We start from the raw sequence: 16501 nt of genomic DNA, 5'->3' as shown, positions 1-16501 counted from the left end.
CCGGAAGGCCCCGCGCCCCGCCGCCTGACCGCCGCCCCCGGCCCGCCGCCGTCGTACGTGTCCGGTGCTGCCTACACGCGCGGCGCCCCTGCGCCGTTGCCGGCGGGCACCACGACCATAGGGACGGGCAGCGCCCGCAGCACCTTCAAGGCCGTGCTGCCCAGGAACAGGCGGTTGCGCTGCGCCAGCCGGCTGGAGCCGATGATGACCAACTCACCGTCCTCCCAGTCGAGCGAATCGATGGCCTGCTCGATGCTGCGTCCGTGGGCCACCGTCACCGTGGCCGTGCCCTCAAGCAGCTTCGACGCCGTTTCCGCCAGCACCGAGTTCGCGTGGAGATGGGCCTGGTGGATGGCCTCGCCCGAATCGGAGTGTTCACGGGTATCCAGCGCCACCAGGGAGACCAGCCGCAGCGGCACGCCGCGCCGGTCCGCTGCGGTCACCGCGACGTCGCGCGCAGCCTGGGAACCGGGCCGCTGGCCGATGAAAGCCGTCATCCGGGTCAGCGGGCCGTTGTGCTGGTAGCCGCGCGGGGCCAGCGCAACAGGCAGGGGCGACGCGTGCAGCAGGGCGTTGGCGACGCTGCCCACCGTGAACCGCTTGAAGATCCCGTGCGATGCCGCCCCGATCACGATCAGCGCCGCAGCGTCCTCAACGGCGGCATTGATCAGGCCCTCGGAGAACGAATCCGCATCGACCACCCGGAAGTCGGCCTCGACGTCGGACGGGACCAGCGCCAGCGCCTCGTGCCGCGCCCGGGTGATCTCCTGCTCCCCGGCCTTGATCCGCCGTCCGCGCGGTTCAACGGACACGAAGGGTGCGTTCTCCGGCACCACGTACACGATGTCCAGGCCGATGCCCTGCGCCCGTGAAATCGCCACCCCCAGCGCGACGGCGTCCGCTCCGCGCTCGTCCGGCTGGTACCCCACCACATAACGCATGCGTTCCTCCAACTTCCGGTCCCTGCGGTCCGGCGCTGTCCCGTGCTTGCCGCGCTGCGGGCCGCCCAGCATGTGATGCAGACTCTACCGCGCCGACCAGCACAAATGAACAGCCGGGGGCAGGCACGGCAAGGGGCAGGCACCGGGTGTGGGTTCCGGTGCCTGCCCCTTGGCATGCCTGCGGTCAGGCCGCGGCGGCCTCGCGGATGGCGCCCTCGAGGACGTCCAGGGCATCGGCCAGCAGTTCGTCGCTGATAACCAGCGGCGGCAGCAGGCGGACGACGTTGCCGTAGGTTCCGCAGGTCAGGATGATGACGCCGGCCTTCAGGCAGGCATCCGCGATCGCCTTGGTGGCGGCTGCGTTCGGTTCCTTGGTGCTGCCGGCGGTGCCGGACTGGACGAATTCCAGCGCGAGCATGGCGCCGCGGCCGCGCACCTCGCCGATGATGTCGACCTCTCCGGCCAGCGCGCGGAGCCGGCCCATGACCTGCTCCTCGATCGCGCGGGCCCGGCCGTTGAGGTCCTGCTCCTCCATGGTTTGGATGGCGGCCAGTGCCGCGGCGCAGGCGACCGGGTTGCCGCCGTAGGTGCCGCCCAGGCCGCCCGGGTGCACGGCGTCCAACAGGTCGGCGCGCCCGGTGATGGCGGAGAGCGGCATGCCGCCGGCGATGCCCTTGGCCATGGTGATGATGTCCGGCACGATCCCCTCGTGCTCGGAGGCGAACCAGGCGCCGGTGCGGCAGAAGCCGGCCTGGACCTCGTCGGCGATGAAGACGATGCCCTTCTCCTTGGCCCAGGCGGTCAGCGCCGGCAGGAAGCCCTCGGCGGGGACGATGAAGCCGCCTTCACCCTGGATCGGTTCAATCAGGATGGCGGCAACGTTCTCGGCGCCGATCTGCTTTTCGATCATCGTGATCGCGCGGCGGGCGGCATCCTCGCCCTTGATTTCGGCTTCTTCCCGGAACGGGTAGCTCATCGGCACCCGGTAGATTTCCGGGGCGAACGGGCCGAAGCTGCCGGCCGGGCTGGACTTGTAGGGGTTCGCTTTGGCAGTCAGCCCCATGGTCAGGTTGGTGCGGCCGTGGTAGGCGTGGTCAAAAGCGACGACGGCGGTGCGGCCGGTGGCGATGCGGGCCACCTTCACCGCGTTTTCCACCGCTTCGGCGCCGGAGTTGAACAGGACGGTGCGCTTCTCGTGGTCGCCGGGCGTCAGGGCGGCGAGCTTCTCGGCGACGGCGATGTAGCCCTCGTAGGGGCTGACCATGAAGCAGGTGTGCGTGAAGCGGCCGACCTGCTCACTGACGGCTGCGGCGACGGCCGGGTCCGAGGCACCCACGCTGGTCACCGCGATGCCGGAGCCCAGGTCGATGAAGGAGTTGCCGTCCACGTCCAGGATGATGCCGCCGTCGGCGTCGGCCACATAGACGGGAACGCTGGAGGCAACGCCGCCGGCAACCACCTTGGCCCGGCGCGCGCCCAGCTCTGCAGACTTCGGGCCAGGGAATTCGCCGGTGATCTTGCGCTTCTGCTCCAGCCGGTACGTCGGCTGCGTGGTCTGCATGGTCATCAAGGTGCCTTTCTTGCAGGTATTCGTGGTTCTTCAGCGCACTGCAGGCGGCTGGCGGTGCGGCAACACTGATGACCCTACGTCCCCGCTTCGCCGCAGCTCCATAGCAGCTTGCACACAGCATGCGCCCGGCCTTCGTGCAGTTATCCAAAGGGCATGCCGTGTGCCGCCCGCCTAAAGTTCCGGCGCGTGCTCTTCCGGCATCATTGTGTCGTCCTCAGGGTGGCGCTGGAGGTTCACCAGCGCCAGGGCCAGGCCTCCCCAGACGGTGAGGATGGCGATGATCAGCATGATGATGGCGGCGGCGCTCATCGGGAGGCCTCCTTCGGGTCGGTGTCGGCCGCATCCAGGACCGGATGGGTGGCAGCCGAGCGGCTGCTCCAGGGAATCAGGGACAGGAGGAAGGCGATGACGATGAGTGCCCCGGCCATTCCCCAGCCGAACACGCCGACGAACCAGGCCGGCATCTCGTTGTAGCCTTCCTGGATCCTGGCAATCAGTTCGTTGATGAGGATGTAGCCCAGGACCACCGGGGCGACGATGCCGACCATGATCCGCCAGCCGCGGCCTAGCTTGATTGACGACGTCTCGTTGACGTGGCCGCCCAGCATCGGCAGCGCGCGGAAGCCGTAGGTCAGCAGCAGCACGGCCACGAACGCGGCGGCCATAATGCCGAAGTTGTTGACGAACGCATCCGTCACATCGAGCAGGTTCAGGCCCGTCGTGGTCGGGAACAGCAGGATGGACACCAGTGCCATCGGCAGGCCGACGGCCATGGTCGCCGGCACGCGCCGCAGGCCGAGTTTGTCCTGGACCGCGGAGATGATGACTTCCACGATGCTGATCAGCGAGGTCAGGCCGGCAAACACCAGCGAGCCGAAAAACAGCACGCCGAGCAGGGCGCCGAGCGGAGCCTGGGAAATGATTGTCGGGAAGGCGATGAAGGCCAGGCCGATGCCGCCGGAGCCTGCAACCTCGTTCACCGGCGCTCCGGCGCTGTAGGCCATGAAGCCCACCGCGGCGAACACGCCGATGCCGGCGAGGATCTCGAAGCCCGAGTTGGAGAACGCCACCACGTAGCCCGAACCGGTCAGGTCGGTCCGGCGCTTCAGGTAGGACGCATAGGTGACCATGATGCCGAAGGCCACCGAGAGCGAGAAGAAGATCTGACCGAAGGCGGCGGCCCAGACGCCCGTGTCCGCCAGCGCCGCCCAGTTGGGCGTGAAGAGCGCGTCGAGACCGTCGGCCGCCCCCGGCAGGAACAGCGCCTGGACCACCAGTACCAGGAACATCACCAGCAGCAGCGGCAGGAAGATGATGTTGGCCCGGCCGATGCCCTTCTGCACACCGGCAGCCAGCACGAACAGGACCAGGGCCCAGACCAGCACCAGCGGCACCAGCACGCCGGGGACGAAGTCGAAGCCGATATTGACGTTCTCGCTCACCTGCAGGAACTGCCCGATGAAGAAGCCTTCCGGATCATCGCCCCAGGCCTCCGTGAAGGAGAAGATCATGTACATCCCGGCCCAGGCGATGATCACGGCGTAGTAGACGGCGATGACGAAGCAGATGGCCACCTGCCACCAGCCCAGCCCCTCCGCCCGCCGGTGCAGCCGCCGGTAGGCCAGCGGTGCCGATCCGCGGAACTTGTGCCCGACCGCGTAGTCCAGGAACAGCAGCGGAATCCCTGCGAAGAGCAGCGCCACCAGATAGGGGATGATGAAGGCGCCGCCGCCGTTCTCGTAGGCGACATACGGGAAGCGCCAGATGTTGCCTAGTCCGACGGCGGAGCCTATGGCGGCGAGGATGAAGACCTTCCGCGTGGACCAGGTTTCCCGCTTATGCTTCGACTCATGCGTCCCGCCCGGGACGGCTTTGCTGCTCATGGGAACCTCGTTATTCTCAGCTTGCTGATTTTTCTTCATCTTAGTCAGGCGGGTCACAAGGCACGATACAGCCCCGTGCGTGTGCACAATGGCCGGCACGTATAGTGGCCCTATGGCTGTCACTCTCGCCAATCTCCTGGCCAGCAAATCGCTCCACCTGCGCTTGGCCGGCACGGCGACCGGTAATCCGGATGCCGTGGTGACCTGGGTGGCCACCACCGAACTGGAGGACCCGCTGCCCTTCCTCAGTGGCGGCGAGGTGGTGCTCACGACCGGGCTGCGGCAGAAATCGGCCCCGACGCAGCGGCGGTTCATCGCGCGCGTGCACGAGGCCGGCGTCGTAGCAGTGGGATTCGCCCTCGGCCTGAGCCACAGCCGGATTCCCCCGGCCGTGCTCGCCGAGGCGGACCGGCTGGAGCTTCCGGTGTTCGAAGTGCCCTACGAGACACCCTTCGTCGCGATCAGCCGGATGGTGGCCGACGCGATCTCGGCCGACCACTACGGCAAGCTGGAGCAACTGCTCAAGGACCACCAGGCGCTGGCCGCCGCACTGCTCGGCGGCGGCGGATTGCCGGCCCTGCTGCGCACGCTCGCGGGGACGCTGCGCACCGACGTCGTGCTTTCCCAATACGGGACCCGTATCTTCGGCACCTCCGGCAAGCAGCATGCCAACTGGCACATGGTGCCGATCTCGACGGGCGCGAAGGACCGCTGCACGCTGGCCCTCGCAGAGCCGTACGAGCGCAACGCCATCGTGGACTACGCGCAAAGCCTGGTCAGCCTCGAACTGAGCAACCAGGCCAAGCACCGCGAGCGCGAACGCCGGACCACCGGGCAGATCCTTCAGGACGTCGTCCGCGGAACGCTGCAGGGACAGGACGCCACGCTGCGGCTGAACAACATCGGGATCGACGCCGCCCGCCGGCACCACGTGATCGCTGTGCAGGCCAGCCAGGCGCACCGCCGCGCCCTGCGCACGCTGCCGCTGCCGGCCGGGCTGGAGGGCACGGTCAGCGGCCTGCTCGATGACCGGCTGGTCCTTGTCCTGCAGGACGCCGAGTCCGGCGAGGAAGCGGGCCGCCAGCTCACTGCCTACCTGCAGGAGGCCGGCCTCGCCGCCACCGTGGGCGTAGGCGGCGGATATGCCCAGGCGAACGGTCTGCGCTGGAGCTACTTCGAGGCCAAGGAATCGCTCAGCCACGGCCTGCCGCTTAACGTCCCGCAGCGGCTGTCGTTGACCTCGCTGCTGCTGGCCTCCGAAGATGTCCCGCTGGCCGACCTGGCCGCCGAAGCACTGGACCCGCTGGTGGCCTTCGACGCGGCCCATGGCGGCCAACTGCTGTCCACGCTCGAGACCTACCTGGAACTCAACGGCTCCGTGGCCGCCGTCGCCGACGCCCTGGGGCTGCACCGCAACTCGGTGCGCTACCGGCTTGGCCAGATCGTCGAGCTCACCGGCTACGACCCCGCCGTCACCGCCGACCGCGTGCACCTGTGGCTGGCGCTGACCGTGCGCCGGCTGGAGTCCGAAGCCGGCTGACCCTTGCCATGCGCCCGGCGAGGCACAAGGCTGTGTCCATGGGACACGAAACGCACGAATCCCGCACCCACGCCTGGCTGGGCCAGGACGATCCGCGGCGGGCCGACACAGCCACCATTAACCTCCAGCCCGAGCGGCTCACAGCCCATGGCGCGGCCCGCACGGCCGAGTATGCCGCAAGCTGGGCGCTGCGCTGCGGCGAGGACTGGATCACCGAGCACTTCGAGATCTCCGTCCACGGGCACGGCTTCAGCCGGCACCTGTGGCTGGACCGCGCGGCCAACGGCAGCTGGAGCGTGGAGGCACGCAAGTCCGGGATTGCGGACCTGCCGGAGCCGGGCGTGGCGGACCCACACGTGCTGGACCTCGCGCTCGACTGCGACCTGCAGTTCTGTCCCGCCACCAACACCATGCCCATCCTGCGGCTGGGGGCCGTCCACAACGCCGACGTCGAGCACACGTTCACCATGGCCATGGTCCATCTGCCGAGCCTGCAGGTCACCGCCTCGGAACAGACGTACAGCGGCAGGCGCGCGTACGACGACGACTCCCGCACCGCCGTCGTCAACTATTCTTCCGACGGGTTCAGTGCGGACCTGGTGGTGGATGCCGACGGCATCGTGATCGACTACCCCGGGCTGGCCAAGCGCCGGCGGTAGGATGGTGCTGACCCCTCCCGCCAGCCCAGGAAGCAGCAGCATGCCCGAAATGTTCGTGGACAAGTTCCGCGCCCTCGTCCCGAAATACCTAGGCCGGAAATGGTCCGAGCAGGACGGCATTTCCTACGACGAACTCGAGGGGCTGCTCGGCGAACACAAGTTCCAGGTCCCCCAGGCGCTGGTTGAGTTCTACCATGCACTCGGCGGCTGCGAGGACCTCATGGAGGCCCATGACTTCTTCTGGGATCCGGACGAGCTGGAAATCGAGGACGGCTACCTGCTGTTCCTGGACGAGATGGACGAAGAGGCCAACTGGGGCTTCCGCGAGGAGCACCTCGCCGTGCCGGACCCGATTGTCTGGATCCGGACCAACACGGGCAATGCCGGCTGGCAGAGCGAAGAAGCCACCTTCAGCGAGTTCGTCTTCGACATGTTCGACTGGGTCTTCGGCGAGGACGAGGACCAGGACGGCTAAAACCAACGGCCGCGCCGGTGGCGGTGTGTGTGGCCGGCGGCGATGCGTGGGACCGCTCGGCGCCGAGAGGCTCCGGCCGCCCGGCCTCCTGCTAGACCTCGCGGTCGACGACGGCTTCCGCGAACGCGCTCAGGGCCAGTTTGACCGTGCTGTCCGGCAGCGGCTCCAGCGCCGCCTTGGCGGCGTCCGCCCACTCGCGCGCTGTGGTCCAGGCCTGCTGCGTGACGGGGTGGGCACGCAGGGCCTCCACGGCCTTGGCCAGCGCCTCGTCCGAGCTCAGGTCCGCATCCACCAGCGCGAGCACCTCCTGTGCGGAGGCATCGCCAGCGGCGGCGGACTGGCGCAGCAGCAGCACCGGGAGGGTGGGAACGCCTTCGCGGAGGTCGGTGCCGGGGGTCTTGCCGGACTTGGCCTTGAGGCCGGTCACGTCGATCACGTCGTCGGCCAATTGGAAGGCCACGCCAACGCGTTCGCCGTATTCGACCATGATGTCCACGACGTCCTGCCCGGCGCCGGCGAACATCGCGCCCAACTGGCCGGAGGTGGCGATCAGCGAACCGGTCTTGCCCGCGATGACGTTCAGGTAGTGCTGCACGGCATCCTCGTCCTCGCGCGGTCCGACCGTCTCCTGCAGCTGCCCGAGCACCAGCCGCTCGAACGTCCGGGCCTGGATCATCACGGCTTCCGGCCCCAGTTCCGAGACCAGGATGGACGCGCGGGCGAAAATCAGGTCGCCGGCGAGGATGGCCACCTGGTTGCCCCAGACTTCGTGGGCCGTGGGAGCCCCGCGGCGGTACGGAGCCGAGTCCATCACGTCGTCGTGGTAGAGCGTGGCCAGGTGCGTCAGCTCCACAACCACCGCGGCCTGCAGGACTTCCGGCACCGGCCCCTTGCCCAGCTGGGAAGCCAGGATGGTCAGCAGCGGCCGGATGCGCTTGCCGCCGGCCTCCACGAGGTGCCGGCTGGTGGCGTCCGCCAGCGGATCCGAATGCGCAATGGCTACCCGCAGCTGCTTTTCCACGCGCGCCAGTGCGGTGGATACGGCCGGTCCGAGCTCCGGATCCTGGGCGATCAGGCCGAAGCCCGCCGGAAGGTTCAAGCTAGTGGCGATGGCGGCAGTGGCAGTGTCCAGCTCGAAGGAGTCCGGAACCTGGCCGGCAGGAGTCCAGCTCGGGTTTGCGTCAGTCACGGTTCAACACTAACTAATCGTCGGGACGGATGGTTTGCGGACAGCGGTTGCGCCGCCGGCTTGGTTGGAAGCCTGCGGGGCGACTTTCTCCAGCAAATGAATAACTCTATCCTCAAAGGCCGTGCCCTCGGCGTCGGTGAGATTGGCAAGCATCCGCACCACGAAACGCATCAGCGGCGGGACGGGCATACCGGTGCGCAGCGCCAGTTTCATGACGGACGGTTTGCCGATCAGCTGGGCGAAGACCCGGCCCAGCGTGAAGTGGCTGCCCCACGCGCCCCGGACGATCTCCGGATAGCGGGCAAGCACGCCTTCGTCGAGCCCGCCGCCGGCGTGCGCGTCGATGATCAGCCCGGCGGCATAGCGGGCCGACTCCATTGCGTAGGAGATGCCCTCGCCGTTGAACGGGCTGACCATTCCGCCGGCATCGCCCAGCAGCAGCAGCCCCGGCGAGTAGTGCGGCGTCCGGTTGAACCCCATCGGCAGTGCGGCCCCGCGGACCTGGCCGACCTGGTTCTCCGGCGTGAAACCCCATTCGGCGGGCATCCCGGCCGTCCAGTCGGCCAGCACCTGCTTGTAGTCGAGCTTGCCGAAGGACTTGGACGAGTTGAGGATGCCCAGGCCCACGTTCGAGGTGCCGTCGCCAACGCCGAAAACCCAGCCGTAGCCGGGCAGCGGGTTGCCCTGGGCATCGGGCAGCTCCAGCCAGCCCTCCATCCAGTCGTCCTCGTGCCGGGGGCTGGTGAAGTAGGTCCGCACGGCGACGCCCAGCGGGCGGTCGTCGCGCTTTTCGATTCCCAGGCTCAGCGCCGTCCGGGCCGAGTTTCCGTCAGCAGCAAGTACGACGCCGGCACTAAAGTCCCGCGTTTCGCCCGTCTTCCGTCCGCGGTCGTCCAGGATATTGGCCCGCACTCCGGTGACGCGTCCGTCGTCGTCCCGCAGCGCCTCGGTGACCGAATGCCCTTCCAGGATCCGGGCCCCTGCCGCCTCGGCGTGGCGGGCCAGCTCCTCGTCGAAACCGAGCCTGGTGCGGATCAAGCCGTAGTCCGGGAAATCGGACAGCTCCGGCCAGGGCAGCTCCAGCCGGCGGCCGCCGGCGATCAGGCGCAGCCCGCGGTTCCGGCGCCAGCCGGCGGATTCCTCATGCGGGAGGCCGAGCAGCTGGATTTCGCGGACGGCGCGCGGCGTCAGCCCGTCCCCGCAGACCTTCTCCCGCGGGAAGGACGTCTTCTCCAGCACCGTCACTTCGATGCCGGCCTTGGCCAGATAGTAGGCAGCGGTCGACCCGGCCGGTCCTGCCCCAACAATCAGTACGGACATTCAGCCGGCGGTCCTGAGGTCCCGGCGCCGCCGCGCCGTTCCTGCCGGCGCACCGGCTCCGGTTCCGCCGGGCTTTTCGGCGCGGTGGACGGCGACGATGCCGCCGCTGAGGTTGCGGTAGGCGACGTTCTGCCAGCCTTCATCGCTGATCCACGCCGCCAGGCCGTTCTGGTCCGGCCAGGCGCGGATGGATTCGGCCAGGTAGACGTACGACGACGGATTCGAGGAGATCTTGCTGGCGATCGCCGGCAGCGCCCGCATCAGGTATTCGGTGTAGACGGTGCGCCAGGCCGGGAAAGTCGGCGAGGAGAACTCGGCGATGACCAGCCGGGCGCCGGGCTTGGCCACCCGCAGCATCTCCCGCAGGGCCTGGCGCGGCTCGTTCACATTGCGCAGGCCGAAGGAGATGGTCACCGCGTCGAAGGAGTTGTCGGCGAACGGCAGGTTGGTGGCGTCCCCGGCGACGAAGTCGATGTCCGGGCGGCGGCGCTTGCCCACCTCGAGCATGCCGAGCGAGAAATCGCAGGCGACGACATCGATCCCGGCGTCCGCGTACGGCTCGCTGGAGGTGCCCGTCCCGGCCGCCAGGTCCAGCACCCGGTCGCCCGGCTTCGCGCCCACGGCCTCCACCACAATCCGCCGCCACCGGCGGGTCTGGCCCATCGACAGCACGTCGTTGACCAAGTCGTACTTGGGGGCGACGTCGTCGAACATGGCGGCAACTTCGTCCGGGCGCTTCTCCAGGGATGCTCGATTCACCCGAACATTGTCTCAAAGTTTGGGCGGCGGGCCGAACGCTGCGGGCCGTCCGGCGGCGTTATCCGGGCGCGGTCCGGCGAAGGTACTCTTGATGTCATTATGACCTCCCTGCGCTCCATCACCGTCGGCCTCGGCGATTCCTCCTCCGCCACCGGCATCCTGGACTACCTGGTCCGCGACGATGCCCACTGCTGGATCCGCCGCGGTGAGGGGCTCGTCGCCTTCGGCGAGGCGGCAAGGTTCACCGCCACGGGGCCGGGGCGGTTCCGCGCCGCGGCAGCCTGGTGGCAGGAAACCGTGCAGGCCGCGCAGGTGGACAATCCGCTGGGCACCCCGGGGACCGGCCTGGTGGCCTTCGGCTCCTTCGCCTTCTCCAAGACCTCCGCACACGAATCCCGCCTGATCGTTCCGCGCGTTGTTGTGGGATCAGGTGCGTCCGGCGCGTGGCTGACCTTTATTACCGACGACGGCGCAGCGGAGCTTAGTGCCGACCGCGCCCAGGCAGAGCTGGCCGGCTGGCTGGAGGAGGTCTCGGCCGAGCACAGCCGGGAGGGCACCGACAGCCTCCGGGCGGGACAGGTCTCCGAAGAGGCCTACAAGGCGGCGGTGGCCGCCGGAGTGGAGCGAATCGCGGCCGGCGGCCTGAGCAAGCTCGTGCTCGCCCGCGACGTGGTGGCTGACCTGGCCTCCCCCATCGCCACAGCCCAAGTGCTGCGGGAACTGGCCGCGCGCTACCACGACTGCTGGACCTACAGCGTGGACGGGCTGATCGGCTCCACCCCCGAAATGCTCATCAAGGTCGAGGACAATGTGGCGCGCGCCCGGGTGCTCGCCGGAACGCTGGACCGGGCGAACACTCACAAGATCGAGGGCGAGTCGGATGCGGCCTACGCCGAGCGCGTGCTCGCCGGCTCCGAGAAACAGCAGCGGGAGCACGAGTTCGCGATCGACTCGCTGACCCGCAAGCTGGAACCCTATACCTCCGCCATGACGTCGCACAGCGAACCCTTCGTGCTGGAACTGCCCAACGTCTGGCACCTGGCCTCGGACGTCTCGGCAGAACTCACGCTGGAAGGCGGCAGGCCGCCGTCGTCCTTGGAACTGGCCGAAGCCGTGCACCCGACGGCCGCCGTCTGCGGCAGCCCCACCGAGACCGCCGGCGCGCTCATCCGCGAACTGGAGCAGATGGACCGCGGCCCGTACGCGGGACCGGTGGGCTGGACGGACGCGGCCGGCAACGGCGAATGGGGCATCGCGCTGCGCGGCGCCGTGGTGGAAACCCCGACCCGCGTGCGGCTCTACGCCGGCTGCGGCATCGTGGAAGCGTCCACTCCGGAAGCCGAGCTGGCCGAAACCTGGGCGAAGTTCCGTCCGATGATGGAGGCGCTCGGGCTGCGCCGCTGATTCCGGCAGCATTTCCACGGCCGGAGCTGGTTACTCATAGGCAAAACCTGTAGCCTGTGGGGCAAGTCACTATGTGACGCTAGAATGACGTTTGTTTTGCCAGTTCTGCTATATCGCATCAAGTAAAGGATTGCCCACTATGCGGCTCACCATTTCCAAGTCCTCGAGGATCGCTGCCGTGCTGGCAGCCTCCGCGCTGGCGCTGACTGCCTGCGGCGGCGGCTCGTCCACGGATGGCGGCACCGAGGCCGGCAACGAGCTTGGCCTCGTCACCCCGGGAACACTGACGGTCTGCTCGGACATCCCCTACCCGCCCTTCGAATTCGAAGAGAACGGCGAGTACACCGGCTTCGACATGGACCTCGTCGGCGAAATCGCCACCGGCATGGGCCTTGAACTGAAGGTCCAGGACGTCGGCTTCGACGGCCTGCAGAGCGGCGTGGTGCTGGCTGCCGGGCAGTGCGATATGGGCGCCAGCGCCATCACGATCACCGAAGAGCGCGAGCAGAACCTGGACTTCTCCGAGCCGTACTACGACTCGCTGCAGTCCCTGCTGGTCCCGGCGGGCTCCGATATCAAGTCGATCGAAGACCTTGCGGGCAAGTCGGTGGGCGTCCAGCAGGGCACCACCGGCGAGGCGTACACGCGCGAGAACGCACCCGAAGACACCGAAATCCGGGCCTACCCGTCGGATGCGGAACTGTTCCCGGCGCTGCAGTCCGGCGGCGTCGACGCGGTCCTCCAGGACCTGCCGGTCAACCTGGGCCACCTGCAGGACGGCGAGTTCGAGATCGTGCAGGAGTACCCGACGGACGAGCACTACGGCTTCGCGGTGAAGGAAGAGGGCAGCGAAGCCCTGCTGGAAGCGGTCAACGCCGAACTGAAAGAGCTGCGCGACAGCGGCAAGTACCAGGAAATCTACGACAAGTACTTCAAGCAGTAGCACTCTCAGCTCCGCCTCGGACTTCCAAAGTTCCGGGGCGGAGCCTGTTCCCTGACCTTCGGAAGGCCAATTTGTGAAACCATCTGCCCGCCGGCGCCTCTTCCGCGGCGTGCTGTACGCCGTCTTCGTCATCGTCCTCGCTGCCGTGATCCTGGTAGCGGACTGGGAAGCGATCCAGACCAACTTCTTCAACCCGCAAGTAGCGGCTGCCGCGTTCCCCGACGTGATCATCACCGCGGCCAAAAACACGATCATCTACACCGCGATCGCCTTCGTCGGCGGCCTGATCCTGGGCCTGATCCTGGCCCTGATGAAGCTCTCCCCCGTCGCTCCGTACCGCTGGGTGGCCACGGCCTACGTGGAAATTTTCCGCGGACTGCCGGCGCTGCTGGTCATCTTCGGCTTCGCCTTCGCCGTGCCGATCGCCTTCGACTGGCGGCCGCCGGGCGGCAGCGCGGGAGCCGGCCTGATCGCGCTGATCATTGTTTCCGCCGCCTACATCGCCGAAACCCTCCGCGCCGGCATTGAAGCCGTTCCCGCCGGCCAGCGCGAGGCCGCCCGGTCACTGGGCATGAACCCGAGCTGGACCATGGTCTCCGTCGTCCTGCCGCAGGCCTTCCGCATCGTCACCCCGCCGCTGACCAACGAACTGGTCATCCTGATCAAGGACACCTCGCTGCTCTTCATCGCCGGCATGGCGCTTGGCGAGCGGGAACTGACCACGTTCGCCCGCGACTCCGTTTCCCAGATGGCCAATGCCACGCCGCTGGTGATCGCCGCGCTGATGTACCTGATCATCACCCTGCCGCTGACCCAGCTGGTCGCGAAGCTCGAACGACACAACAAGAGAGGCCGGTAAGCGATGGCCGCCGACAACCTGCTGCAGAAGGACCGCCCCGCCATCGAGGTGCGGAACCTGTGCAAGAACTTCGGTGACAACGAGGTCCTCAAGGGGATCGATTTCCATGTGGACCAGGGCGAAGTGGTCTGCGTCATCGGTCCCTCGGGCTCCGGCAAATCGACCCTGCTGCGCTGCGTCAACCGGCTTGAGGAGCCGACCAGCGGCACGGTGCTGGTCGAAGGTGTCGACATCACCGATCCGGAGACCGACCTGGACAAAATCCGCACCCGGATCGGCATGGTGTTCCAGCAGTTCAACCTCTTCCCGCACTTGAGCGTGCTGCGGAACCTGACCCTCGCCCAGCAGCGCGCCAAGAAGCGCTCCAAAGCCGAGGCAGAGGAGATTGCGCGGAAGAACCTGGAGAAGGTCGGCCTCGGCAACCGGGAGAACGCCTACCCGGCCCAGCTCTCCGGCGGCCAGCAGCAGCGCGTGGCAATCGCGCGCGCCCTGTCCATGAATCCGGACATGATGCTCTTCGACGAGCCCACCAGCGCCCTGGACCCGGAACTGGTCGGCGACGTCCTGGGTGTCATGCGCCAGCTCGCCGACGAGGGCATGACCATGATGGTGGTGACCCATGAGATGGGCTTCGCCCGCGAAGTCGGCGACCGCGTCGTTTTCATGGACGGCGGCGTCGTGGTGGAACAGGGGGATCCCAAGGAAGTACTCGGCAATCCCCAGCACGCCCGGACCCAGGCCTTCCTCTCCAAGGTTCTCTGAGCCCGGCAGCTGCCGCCGGCACCCGCTCCGCAGCGAAGGCCCTGGTCACCCGGGGCCTTCGCTGTTTCCCTTAGATGGCCACGTTGAGGGAGGCGGTGTACCCCTCCCCCGCGGAACCCGACATCGTCGCCAATTGGTAGATACCGCCGTCGTCCCCGAAGACGTTGTCACTGGCCAAGGTGGTGTTGGGGAAGTTCTGCCGGCTCGTCCCATACCCGTCGGACGCATAGACCGCCTGGCACGCAGCCTCGGTCAGGGCGATCTGCGAGACCTTCAGCACCTGGCCGGCGCTCGTGGTGTTCGATAGGGATTCGAAGACCTCGAAATGGATGTGCGGCCAGCGGCCGTTGTAGGCACCGGGGAAGATGGAGTCGAACGTGACCTGCCCGTTTTCGTCCGCTTCCTGGACACCGCGGAGGAAGTTCTCGTTCTCCAGGCCCGAATCGTAGAGCGAGTAGCGGCCCTCGGCGTCGCAGTGCCAGGCATAGACCGCTGCTCCCGCGAGCGGCTTGCAGCCGTTCGCGTTGTCCAGCAGGTTGAGCGTGAAGGTCAGCGGAACGCCCTCCGCCACGGTGTCCGAGCTGCCGAAGCTGCTGCTGATGTCGCGCCGGACCACGCCGGAGGCCTCCAGCACGTTCGGCCCGTTGCTGCCGTCGCCGGGAAAGGGGCCGGCCGTTTCGTCCGGGATCTCCACGCCGCAGTCGGCCAATGCGCTGGTGACCGCCGGGCTCGGCGTGGCGGACGGTGCGGCTGCTTTGGAAGCACTGGCTGCCGGGCTGGCGGCGCCGGTTGTTGCCGCGTCCGGCGAAGTGGCGGGAGTACATGCAGCCAGAGCCGCGCTGGCGCCTGCACCGAGGAACAGTCCCAAGGTGCGCCGCCGGGAGATCAGGGTGGCCACGTCGAATTCGAGGCCGCGGTCATGGTCAGGATGGGGTGAAGCCGTTGTCATGGCATAAGGTTTATCCCTCCTCCCCGCCAGGAAGCTGGAGTGCCGCAGGGAAACGCCGGGCAACAGGCTGGGAGTTCGCCGCATAGCTCAGGCCTGCTGCCGGACCGGTGCCACTGCCGCAGCCACCGCGGCGGCGATCCGGGCATGCAGGCCGCGCAGCCGGGAGCGGTCCGTGCGCACCTCGAGCAGGCTCCGCCGGGCAACCGGCTGTTTCAGTGCGGCTTCCAGCGACGGATCGTCTTCCACCCGGTGGTACGGGATGGCGTACGCCATGGCCAGTGCCGCGAGGTCGATCTCGTGCGGCGTGCCGAAGAGGCGTTCGACGGCGGACGTGTACTTCGCTTCCAGGCCCACCTTGCCGTGTTCCAGCAGGGTGAAAATGCCGCCCCCGGCATCGTTGACCACCACGAGCTGAAGCGGCGGCTCTTCTTCGCCGGCCCCGAGGAACAGTCCGCCGACGTCGTGCAGGAAGGTGAGGTCCCCCAGCAGCGCGCGGGTGGGCGTGCCGACGGCCAGCGCCAGGCCGGCAGCGGTGGAGACGGTGCCGTCGATGCCGGCCAGCCCGCGGTTGGCGTGCACGAAGGCGGCAGGCTTCGCGGCGGGTGCGCCCAGCAGGTCGACATCGCGGATCGGGTTGGAGGACCCGAGCACCAGCCTGCCGGCGGTGTGCTGCCAGACGGCGCGGCCGACGTGCAGCCCGGTCAGGCCGGGTTCGGCGGCCAGCACCGTTCCGGCGGCGGCGTCCGCGGCAGCTGCTGCCTCCTGCCACTGTTCCAGCCAGCCGGCCGGGCCGACGCCGGAGAAGATGGACAGTTCAGCCGGCTCTTCGATCAGGCGTTCCCGCCGGCGGCCCGGCTCGAACCACGCGACGGGCTCCGGCATGAACAGCGCTGCCGGGACCTCTTCGCGGGCCAGCAGTGCGGCCACCGGCCGGGACAGGGTGGGCCGGCCGAAGACCACCACGCGTTCGACCGCCGGGCCCAGCTGCGCCAGCAGCATCCGGTACGGGCCGATGGCGTTGGGGCCGAACCGGGCATTCGACGACGGTTCGGCCAGCAGCGGCAGCCGGTGGGCGCGGGCGAACGCCTCGGCATGCGCACCGGCGCCGTGTCCGGCGACCACCACGGTGCGGCGTTCCTCCGAGCCGGCCACCGCAGCTTCGTGCGCCGCCATCAGGGCAGCCCCCGTCAGCCCGCGCACTGAAGCGCCTGCGGGCGGCACCCCGCCCGCTCCGGCAGGCGGCTCCCC

Annotated in this window: 16 protein-coding genes; 7 read left to right on the top strand and 9 right to left on the bottom strand. The window is 68.3% G+C overall.

What is annotated here, in order from left to right:
* Window positions 1-71: 71 nt before the first annotated feature.
* The 4 genes from D477_RS11135 to D477_RS11125 all read right to left on the bottom strand — a co-directional run bounded on the left by D477_RS11135 (window position 72) and on the right by D477_RS11125 (window position 4394).
* Entirely contained in the window at window positions 72-941 is an 870-nt protein-coding gene (locus D477_RS11135) for a universal stress protein (protein ID WP_043846642.1), read from the bottom strand.
* A 184-nt stretch (window positions 942-1125) separates the two neighbouring features.
* Window positions 1126-2508: a 4-aminobutyrate--2-oxoglutarate transaminase gene (gene gabT, locus D477_RS11130; RefSeq protein ID WP_005269154.1), complete on the bottom strand. Its 1383-nt coding sequence runs from the start codon at window positions 2506-2508 to the stop codon at window positions 1126-1128.
* A 174-nt stretch (window positions 2509-2682) separates the two neighbouring features.
* Entirely contained in the window at window positions 2683-2820 is a 138-nt protein-coding gene (locus D477_RS21825) for a methionine/alanine import family NSS transporter small subunit (RefSeq protein ID WP_005269152.1), read from the bottom strand.
* Window positions 2817-4394 (bottom strand): sodium-dependent transporter, encoded by a 1578-nt coding sequence (locus D477_RS11125; RefSeq protein ID WP_005269149.1) that lies wholly within the window; start codon window positions 4392-4394, stop codon window positions 2817-2819. Before D477_RS11125 ends, D477_RS21825 begins: the two co-directional genes overlap by 4 nt.
* A 112-nt stretch (window positions 4395-4506) precedes the next feature.
* Between D477_RS11125 and D477_RS11120 the strand changes: the two genes are divergently transcribed.
* From D477_RS11120 to D477_RS11110, 3 genes are read left to right on the top strand one after another with little or no spacing between them, the layout of a single operon-like run.
* On the top strand, window positions 4507-5934 hold the full coding sequence (locus tag D477_RS11120) for a PucR family transcriptional regulator (RefSeq protein ID WP_005269147.1): 1428 nt from the start codon (window positions 4507-4509) through the stop codon (window positions 5932-5934).
* A gap of 38 nt (window positions 5935-5972) precedes the next feature.
* Entirely contained in the window at window positions 5973-6593 is a 621-nt protein-coding gene (locus D477_RS11115) for a putative glycolipid-binding domain-containing protein (protein ID WP_005269145.1), read from the top strand.
* 40 nt (window positions 6594-6633) lie between these two features.
* The gene (locus D477_RS11110; protein ID WP_005269143.1) at window positions 6634-7068 is read left to right on the top strand and encodes a hypothetical protein; all 435 of its coding nucleotides are present in this window, start codon (window positions 6634-6636) and stop codon (window positions 7066-7068) included.
* A 91-nt stretch (window positions 7069-7159) separates the two neighbouring features.
* Here the strand turns inward: D477_RS11110 and D477_RS11105 are convergent, their stop codons facing one another.
* The 3 genes from D477_RS11105 to D477_RS11095 are packed head-to-tail and all read right to left on the bottom strand — an operon-like array spanning window position 7160 to window position 10336.
* Entirely contained in the window at window positions 7160-8257 is a 1098-nt protein-coding gene (locus D477_RS11105; protein WP_005269138.1) for a polyprenyl synthetase family protein, read from the bottom strand.
* A gap of 9 nt (window positions 8258-8266) precedes the next feature.
* Complete coding sequence (locus tag D477_RS11100) at window positions 8267-9577, bottom strand: geranylgeranyl reductase family protein (protein ID WP_005269137.1); 1311 nt, start codon at window positions 9575-9577, stop codon at window positions 8267-8269.
* Complete coding sequence (locus tag D477_RS11095) at window positions 9578-10336, bottom strand: demethylmenaquinone methyltransferase (RefSeq protein ID WP_005269136.1); 759 nt, start codon at window positions 10334-10336, stop codon at window positions 9578-9580.
* A 99-nt stretch (window positions 10337-10435) separates the two neighbouring features.
* Between D477_RS11095 and D477_RS11090 the strand changes: the two genes are divergently transcribed.
* From D477_RS11090 to D477_RS11075, 4 genes are all read left to right on the top strand, one after another.
* Window positions 10436-11740 (top strand): isochorismate synthase, encoded by a 1305-nt coding sequence (locus tag D477_RS11090; RefSeq protein ID WP_005269135.1) that lies wholly within the window; start codon window positions 10436-10438, stop codon window positions 11738-11740.
* A gap of 139 nt (window positions 11741-11879) precedes the next feature.
* Complete coding sequence (locus D477_RS11085; protein ID WP_005269134.1) at window positions 11880-12683, top strand: basic amino acid ABC transporter substrate-binding protein; 804 nt, start codon at window positions 11880-11882, stop codon at window positions 12681-12683.
* A 73-nt stretch (window positions 12684-12756) separates the two neighbouring features.
* Window positions 12757-13542 carry an amino acid ABC transporter permease gene (locus tag D477_RS11080; protein ID WP_005269133.1) on the top strand — a complete coding sequence of 262 codons (786 nt, stop codon included), beginning with the start codon at window positions 12757-12759 and terminating at the stop codon, window positions 13540-13542.
* A gap of 3 nt (window positions 13543-13545) precedes the next feature.
* Entirely contained in the window at window positions 13546-14304 is a 759-nt protein-coding gene (locus D477_RS11075; protein ID WP_005269132.1) for an amino acid ABC transporter ATP-binding protein, read from the top strand.
* 70 nt (window positions 14305-14374) lie between these two features.
* On the opposite strand, the gene D477_RS11070 is transcribed toward D477_RS11075, so the two are convergent.
* Entirely contained in the window at window positions 14375-15253 is an 879-nt protein-coding gene (locus D477_RS11070; protein WP_005269131.1) for an intradiol ring-cleavage dioxygenase, read from the bottom strand.
* 87 nt (window positions 15254-15340) lie between these two features.
* A partial coding sequence (locus D477_RS11065; RefSeq protein WP_005269130.1) for a thiamine pyrophosphate-dependent enzyme occupies window positions 15341-16501 on the bottom strand: 1161 nt, incomplete at its 5' end.

Source organism: Arthrobacter crystallopoietes BAB-32 (assembly GCF_000328305.2).
Classification (GTDB): Bacteria; Actinomycetota; Actinomycetes; order Actinomycetales; family Micrococcaceae; genus Crystallibacter; species Crystallibacter crystallopoietes_A.
This window is presented reverse-complemented; position numbering and strand designations above follow the sequence as displayed.

What these genes read in the sequence shown, in the direction of transcription:
- D477_RS21825 (WP_005269152.1), bottom strand. Translation starts at nt 2,820, where the DNA reads ATGAGCGCCGCCGCCATCATCATGCTGATCATCGCCATCCTCACCGTC.
- D477_RS11085 (WP_005269134.1), top strand. Translation starts at nt 11,880, where the DNA reads ATGCGGCTCACCATTTCCAAGTCCTCGAGGATCGCTGCCGTGCTGGCA.
- D477_RS11070 (WP_005269131.1), bottom strand. Translation starts at nt 15,253, where the DNA reads ATGACAACGGCTTCACCCCATCCTGACCATGACCGCGGCCTCGAATTC.
- D477_RS11135 (WP_043846642.1), bottom strand. Translation starts at nt 941, where the DNA reads ATGCGTTATGTGGTGGGGTACCAGCCGGACGAGCGCGGAGCGGACGCC.
- D477_RS11100 (WP_005269137.1), bottom strand. Translation starts at nt 9,577, where the DNA reads ATGTCCGTACTGATTGTTGGGGCAGGACCGGCCGGGTCGACCGCTGCC.
- D477_RS11110 (WP_005269143.1), top strand. Translation starts at nt 6,634, where the DNA reads ATGCCCGAAATGTTCGTGGACAAGTTCCGCGCCCTCGTCCCGAAATAC.
- D477_RS11120 (WP_005269147.1), top strand. Translation starts at nt 4,507, where the DNA reads ATGGCTGTCACTCTCGCCAATCTCCTGGCCAGCAAATCGCTCCACCTG.
- D477_RS11115 (WP_005269145.1), top strand. Translation starts at nt 5,973, where the DNA reads ATGGGACACGAAACGCACGAATCCCGCACCCACGCCTGGCTGGGCCAG.
- D477_RS11090 (WP_005269135.1), top strand. Translation starts at nt 10,436, where the DNA reads ATGACCTCCCTGCGCTCCATCACCGTCGGCCTCGGCGATTCCTCCTCC.
- D477_RS11075 (WP_005269132.1), top strand. Translation starts at nt 13,546, where the DNA reads ATGGCCGCCGACAACCTGCTGCAGAAGGACCGCCCCGCCATCGAGGTG.
- D477_RS11125 (WP_005269149.1), bottom strand. Translation starts at nt 4,394, where the DNA reads ATGAGCAGCAAAGCCGTCCCGGGCGGGACGCATGAGTCGAAGCATAAG.
- gabT (WP_005269154.1), bottom strand. Translation starts at nt 2,508, where the DNA reads ATGACCATGCAGACCACGCAGCCGACGTACCGGCTGGAGCAGAAGCGC.